1 protein-coding gene is annotated in these 1747 nt (G+C 68.7%); it reads left to right on the top strand.

Features of this window, described 5'->3' with window-relative positions; all coding sequences use genetic code 11:
• A partial coding sequence (gene acnA, locus I5E_RS17095) for an aconitate hydratase AcnA (protein WP_187290539.1) occupies positions 1-1747 on the top strand: 1747 nt, incomplete at both ends.

Below are 1747 nucleotides of genomic sequence, written 5' to 3'. Positions count from 1 at the left end.
GGGGGGACGCAGCCGAGGTACACACCAGCGGCGTCCCGGACGACGACCCCGCGGCCGGCGACGGGCAGCAGCTGCTCGAGCGCCTCGGGGCAACTACACGACGCCGACCGAGCAGACCGACCTCGACGACGCGGTCGAGGAGACCTTCCCGGCCTCCGATCCGATCGCCGCGGGGTCGACCAACGAGGACACGAACCTGCACGAGCACGTGCACGTCTCGAGCGCCCCGTCGACGGCGTCGCAGCCGACGAAGGTCGCGATGGACGGTGCCGACCCGTTCACGATCGACCACGGCGCGGTCGCGATCGCCGCGATCACCTCGTGCACGAACACCTCGAACCCGTCGGTCATGATGGCCGCCGGCATCCTCGCCCGGAACGCCGCGAAGAAGGGCCTCACCGCGAAGCCCTGGGTCAAGACCACCCTCGCGCCGGGGTCGAAGGTCGTCACCGACTACTACGAGAAGGCCGGTCTCACGACCTACCTCGAGCAGCTCGGCTTCTACACGGTCGGCTACGGCTGCACCACCTGCATCGGCAACTCGGGTCCCCTGCCGGAGGAGATCTCGCAGGCCGTGCAGGACAACGACCTCGCCGTCACCGCGGTGCTCTCCGGCAACCGCAACTTCGAGGGGCGCATCAACCCCGACGTGAAGATGAACTACCTGGCGTCCCCGCCGCTGGTCATCGCGTACGCCCTCGCCGGGTCGATGCACTTCGACTTCGACAAGGACGCCCTCGGGCAGGACCAGGACGGCAAGGACGTCTTCCTGCAGGACATCTGGCCCGACGCGGTCGAGGTGCAGCAGGTCATCGACGCGTCGATCGACACCGAGATGTTCACCCACGAGTACGGCTCCGTGTTCGAGGGCGACGACCGCTGGAAGAACCTGCCGACCCCGACCGGCGACACGTTCGAGTGGGACACCGAGTCGACCTACGTGCGGAAGCCCCCGTACTTCGAGGGCATGACCATGCAGCCCGACGCGGTGTCGGACATCTCCGGCGCGCGGGTGCTCGCGAAGCTCGGTGACTCGGTCACGACCGACCACATCTCGCCGGCCGGCTCGATCAAGGCCGACAGCCCGGCGGGCAAGTACCTCGCCGAGCACGGCGTCGACCGCAAGGACTTCAACTCCTACGGCTCGCGTCGCGGCAACCACGAGGTCATGATCCGCGGCACGTTCGCGAACATCCGCCTCCGCAACCAGCTCCTCGACGGCGTGGAGGGCGGGTACACCCGCGACTTCACGACGCCGGACGGTGCGCAGTCGTTCATCTACGACGCCTCGCAGCACTACCAGGAGCAGGGCATCCCGCTCGTCATCTTCGGCGGCAAGGAGTACGGCTCCGGTTCGTCCCGCGACTGGGCGGCGAAGGGCACGAACCTGCTCGGCGTCCGCGCGGTCATCACCGAGAGCTTCGAGCGCATCCACCGCTCGAACCTCATCGGCATGGGCGTCGTCCCGCTGCAGTTCCCGGCCGGCGAGTCCGTCGAGTCCCTCGGGCTCGACGGCACCGAGGTCGTCTCGATCTCCGGCCTGACCGAGCTGAACGAGGGCCGCACGCCCAAGACGGTGCACGTCACGGCTGCGCCGAGCGAGCACTCGCCCGCCGGCAAGGAGACGATCGAGTTCGACGCGGTCGTCCGCATCGACACCCCCGGTGAGGCGGACTACTACCGCAACGGCGGCATCCCTGCAGTACGTGGCTCCGCTCGCTCGTCTGACGCGACACGGATACGGCCT

The sequence above is a fragment of the Curtobacterium sp. B18 genome, from assembly GCF_000333375.1.
Lineage (GTDB): Bacteria > Actinomycetota > Actinomycetes > Actinomycetales > Microbacteriaceae > Curtobacterium.
Note: the sequence above shows the minus strand (reverse complement) of the source record. Positions and strands in the feature narration are given on the sequence as shown.